5 protein-coding genes are annotated in these 4,859 nt (G+C 56.8%); all 5 read right to left on the bottom strand.

The window, feature by feature from the left end:
* Positions 1–1,400, bottom strand: a 1,400-nt coding sequence (locus IOB61_RS07375; protein ID WP_290814492.1) for a hypothetical protein, incomplete at its 3' end; no start/stop codon positions are given.
* Between the two features lie 9 nt (positions 1,401–1,409).
* Complete coding sequence (locus tag IOB61_RS07370) at positions 1,410–1,946, bottom strand: hypothetical protein (protein WP_290814489.1); 537 nt, start codon at positions 1,944–1,946, stop codon at positions 1,410–1,412.
* Positions 1,946–2,335 carry a hypothetical protein gene (locus IOB61_RS07365; RefSeq protein ID WP_290814487.1) on the bottom strand — a complete coding sequence of 130 codons (390 nt, stop codon included), beginning with the start codon at positions 2,333–2,335 and terminating at the stop codon, positions 1,946–1,948. Before IOB61_RS07365 ends, IOB61_RS07370 begins: the two co-directional genes overlap by 1 nt.
* Positions 2,335–2,727, bottom strand: a complete 393-nt coding sequence (locus IOB61_RS07360; RefSeq protein WP_290814484.1) for a hypothetical protein — start codon at positions 2,725–2,727, stop codon at positions 2,335–2,337. The genes IOB61_RS07365 and IOB61_RS07360 overlap by 1 nt, the downstream gene beginning before the upstream one ends.
* Before the next feature lie 286 nt (positions 2,728–3,013).
* Entirely contained in the window at positions 3,014–4,255 is a 1,242-nt protein-coding gene (locus IOB61_RS07355; RefSeq protein ID WP_290814481.1) for a hypothetical protein, read from the bottom strand.
* Between the last annotated feature and the right edge of the window lie 604 nt (positions 4,256–4,859).

Here is a 4,859-nt window from a genome sequence, read left to right as displayed (position 1 = left end):
GCGACGTAGACGTTGACGTAGGTGTATCGGCCTTCCTGCCCGAATGGGGAGTAGCACCCGGTCGTGCCGGCGCCGAAGGCGTTTACGTTCCCGTCGTAGGTGATAGCGCCTGTCCAAGTGCCCGTGATGCTGCCCGCGATGTCGAGCAAGTCCAGCGTCACCGCACCGCCCCGGAAGAAGTAATTGAAGCTGTGGCGAGCGTTGCGCGCGGGGTCGGGCTGAATACCGAAGGACGGTGCCCATAGGTTCCCGACGGCGTTGTTCGCCGGCCCGGCGCCGAAGTAGGTCGTGGACCAAGCGTCAGCGGCAATGCTGTTGGTGCCGTTGTTCACCGTCGCGTCGCCGTAATTGTACGTGTAGGTCGTCGTGTTGCCCGTGGTCCGCAGGACAAGAAGGTTCGGCTGCTCGATCACGAAGCGCGCGGACGCGCTCGGCTGCGTCGTCCAAGCCGTCCCCAGCGTGTAGACCGCGCTCGGGCCGGCCGTGTGACTCGCGATGATGCGGCGTTGCCCGACCGAGCCCGGCGTCGTCGGGTCCGCGACGATGCGGACCTGAAAGTTCCGGTACTCGTTCGCCAGCACCACGGCGTCGCCGCCGGTCGCCTGTCCGGTGATGGTGGACGCGCCAGCGGCGGTCGCCAGCAGCGCGACGAGGCCCGTGTCGTAAGTGGTGGCGCCCTTGACCATGCCCTCGCCCGGATTGTGGTCGAAGGGGACATAAAGCTCATCCATCACAAGGATGGCGCTGTCCGTGCTGACCGTGGCCGGCAGGTTGGTGATGGATCGGTTCGCCAGTGTGTTGCTTGCCGGCTCAAACGATCGGAACGCGCCCGCCGCCAAAGTGCCAGCGCCCAACATGAACAGCCGGCCGCAGAGAAGCTCGTATCGAGCGCCAGTGGCCGGTGTGAAAGTCAGCGCGGTTTCGAGCCGAATGGTCGGCGTCGTGCTGGCCGTGTTCCCGACGATCCACCGCTCTTCGGTCTTTCCGGCAACGGTGTCAATGATGCGGAGCTTGAAACCAAACTCCCCGCTGCCGCCCCGGTTCGCGAGCATGTTCACGCCGACCGCCGTGGGCAGCGCAGTCGTCAGTGTAACGCTCGTCGTCGTCGCGCCCGCCGCGATGGTTCCGACCGCGCCAAAGGAAGGCACGAATGCACTGGTGGACCCGGCGCCGAACGTGCCGCCCGTTAGCGGTGCAGTGCTCACGACCTGCCACGCTTTTGTCACGATGTTGTATCGGTTGAGGAGGGCGTTTGAATGTAGCGTATAGACGAAGGGGTTGCGCGAGGTGTCATTGCGCATGTCGGCGGCCATAGACATCGCTGCCGCGTGGGCATTGGGAGAAGGCGCGACCTGCGCCCACAGCAGCCGGTCGATGACCTTTTTAAAGGTGTTAGGCATAGTTGCTCCTTAGGTGATCAACCGGCGGACGCAATCGGCCCACGCGGAAAGGTTGGATTGGTTGATAAGCATCGCGCCGTTTCGGCCGTCGATGTTAGTTAGGCCCGCGACGGTCGTTACAGTCGTAACGGTAGAAACGGTTGTAACCGTGCCGCTTTCAACGAGGGCCGTGACACGACCACGCCCCAAGGACCGATCAAAGCCGGCGGGGGAGATTGCGGCTTGTACAAGCTGGCGAAGCAGGTTTTGCGCTGTATCGCTTTGGTCAGAAATTTCCACAAGCTCAGAAAGCGCGTTTGCGAGCGTCGTTTGCGTGGCGAGCGTGTTTAGCGTAGCGGCCAACTCATCCAGTTTAGCGTTAGTCGAAGCGCCGGCAGGGAGTGGCAGACTGGTTGCAGAAACGGGTACCGTTCCTTCTGCAGTATTAATTGTGCTGTCGTTACCAAGATCAAGCTGCATAATCTGTACATGCCGCCCACCTTTTTCATTTGTTGCTACAGTTGGGTCCGTGCCAGTGCCGGGAGTTACCTTAATATCGTCAGCCATTAAGTCACCTTAAACCAAATATCACCTGTTTCGCCAAAAGACGCTACGGGATCATCAGTAGAAATAGTAATTTGTCGTGAAACACTAAAGGTTGGGTCGTAGCCGACTGATCGAAGAAGACTAATTGATCCCGCAGCCGTCAGTGTAATTGATGCCGCACCGGATAACTCTTTTGTCTTGTCGATATTAGCACTGGTTGAAACAGCTACCGCCGAATTGCCGGCTAGTAGCTTTTCCTTATTCAGTACGGCCTCAGACGTGACCCTTACGTTGGCGACTCCGGTCAGTTCCCGTGTTGCAACAATTGTTGCGGATGACGTAATCCGAATAACAAAGCCGCCGCTAAGTGAATCAGTCTGAGATGATCCCGGTACGTATCCAAACTGCATTAGGCTACGGTTACGCTCAGCGCACCGGCAGCAAACCGGCAGGTATCCCCAATAGCATACGTACGAGATGTGCCAACAGCACCGTGAACAAGTAGGTTGCCCGATGATGCAGCGTCGAAAATACCGTAGTGTGTTACGGTTGCAGCCCCGGCCGCAGTACCAAAGCTGACTTCTGCAGAGTTGGTCATCACGCCATCAGACGGAGCACCTAGGGTGACAGCGACACGACCCGCAACGCGGATTGTGGTCGTTACCTCAGTGCCGCCAGAACCGGCATCAGTTGGATCACCATTGAACAGACCAACGAAGATGGATGCAGGAGCAGTAGGAAAAGTCGTACCACGAAGCCAGTTGGCAATGGAACTCTCTAAATAGTTTGACGCATTGGCCATTAACGAAGACCTCGTAGGTTAGTAGCAGTCGTACCAGTTGCGCGAACACGCGCTACAAATAGCGGCAGAATTGCGCCAGCAGGTACGTTTGTAAGTGTAATTTCAGTAGTGTCATCTACAAGAATTACGGAGATTGATCCACCAGTGCCGGTCCAAAGCCCTCGTACAAAGTTAGGGGCAAGATCGGCGCTGTCCGATGGCGTAATTGCAAATACAGATGAATACGAAAACAGGCCAGCGTTAGACTGGCCGTTCCGAAATGTGGTGAGTGTCGCAGCAGTCATGCTTACTTGCCTCGCTTGGACATGCCGCCCTTGGCCATCTTTGGCATGGGCATGTTGTTCTTAGCCTTCATCGTGGCCTTGACCTTTGGCTTTGCAGCAGACTTCATCATTTTGGGACGACGATTCTGCGGGGCACGACCCGGAGTGTCAGACATGCCGGGCATATCGAATGTACCGGCTAGACCACCCTTGGCCATCTTCTTTGGCTTATCGCATGACACCATGCCGCCCTTGGCCATCTTTACACCACGGCTGACGCGATCTGTCTCACGAAGAGCACTGGCCCGATCAATCGGCTTTGATGTGTCCTTGTAGTCATCAGTCGAACCGCTGGAAGCTGCCTTAGCGCGATCAGCTAGTGAAGACTTTGCTGTTGGGCGAACCGACTCAGGACGGCTGCGGCTCTCTTCCTCACGGGTACGAGTGTTGTACCGATTACCGTTCCACTCAAATTCCTTTAGGCCGGAATCACGGGCCTCACGAAATGCTTTACCAAATGTGCTCACGTCACCACCTCTTGACATTTTAACCATACCACCCTTGGACATTTTTGTAGGGGCCACTGTGTTTCCGCGTACTCTAAATGTGTTTTTTGTAGACCGGCCGTTCTCATTAAAGTCATCTGATGCTCGCCTATCAGCTTCCTCTTGAAGAGCACGACGCTCAGTGCGATCTACTTCATCAAAGTAAGACTTGATAGTTGATCTCCAGCGCTCATCATTGGCTCGTCCAGCGTCAATATAGGCTTGGCCAATCTTTTTGCCAAGCTTTGTTGGTGTATTGTCGCGGCGGTCTTGCATAAACCTACGATTGCGAACGTCTCCACCATCAGCCATTTTTACGTACCCTCCTTGGGCCATTTCGACGTCTGGGGGGAATCCACCGAGACGACGCTTCAATTCACTGGCATCCGAAATGCCCGGTGCTTCATTGTTTACAAATTCTCGACCCGGTCGCGACAGCATGGCGCGATTAAGGGATGCAGCCATTTCGTCGCTCTCGTTACGTGGACGAGCAGTAGGCCGGGGCTGTGGACGGGCTGGTGCCGAAGGAGCAGCACGCGGGGCTGACTCCAGACGCAAATTGTTTTCTGCAATATCGTCTAGTCCGTAGTCAACCCGTGATTCACGACGGCCCTCGGCCATTGAACGATTCCCATCTGCTGCCAGACGTTCTTGCTCACGCCGACGAGCCATATCCTGCTGACGTTGCGATAAGTTGTTCGGATTGAGACGATCAAACACGCCATTTTCTTGGGCACGTCGGATAAGTTGCTCAAGGATAGGGGCTGCAGCAGCACCGATAGCAAGCGCACCACCAGCACGAGCCGTAGGGCTCAGATTGTTGAAGGCAGCACGGGCGCTTGGGTTGGGCTGAGGAGTAAGCCGGTTTGGGGTAGCGTTAGGAGAGCCGTTTACGCGCTCTACGTTGCGGGCTAGTGCCTCCCGACCGTTGGCGGCTTGCGTCAATCTTTCACGACCGGCGTTAGCCATTTCAATCTGGGGTGCAGTATTAGGAGGCTGCCATCCTTGAATTGGGGGACTGGCCGAAGGACGAGGCGTGCTTGCAGCGGGCTTTGGGCGTGCTACGCGAGGAGATGAGGACCTAGTTGCTGGTTCAGCAGCAGCGTTTGCAGCGGGGGGTCTGGTGCGTGAAGGACGAACCTTGCTTGTTGGGTTGGTACCCTTCCCTGCCATAGTGGGGGATTCCTTTCAGATGAAGAAAAACCCCGCCATCGTAAATGACAGGGTTCAAGCCCGATGCTGGCATCTGTCGCGATCAGTGTATAGCCAGCAGAGCGGGGAACATTGGTGGATGGGGATGGAGTCGAACCACCACAGCCTAGGC

The sequence above is a fragment of the Aquidulcibacter sp. genome, from assembly GCF_020253525.1.
GTDB lineage: Bacteria > Pseudomonadota > Alphaproteobacteria > Caulobacterales > Aquidulcibacteraceae > Aquidulcibacter.
Note: the sequence above shows the minus strand (reverse complement) of the source record. Positions and strands in the feature narration are given on the sequence as shown.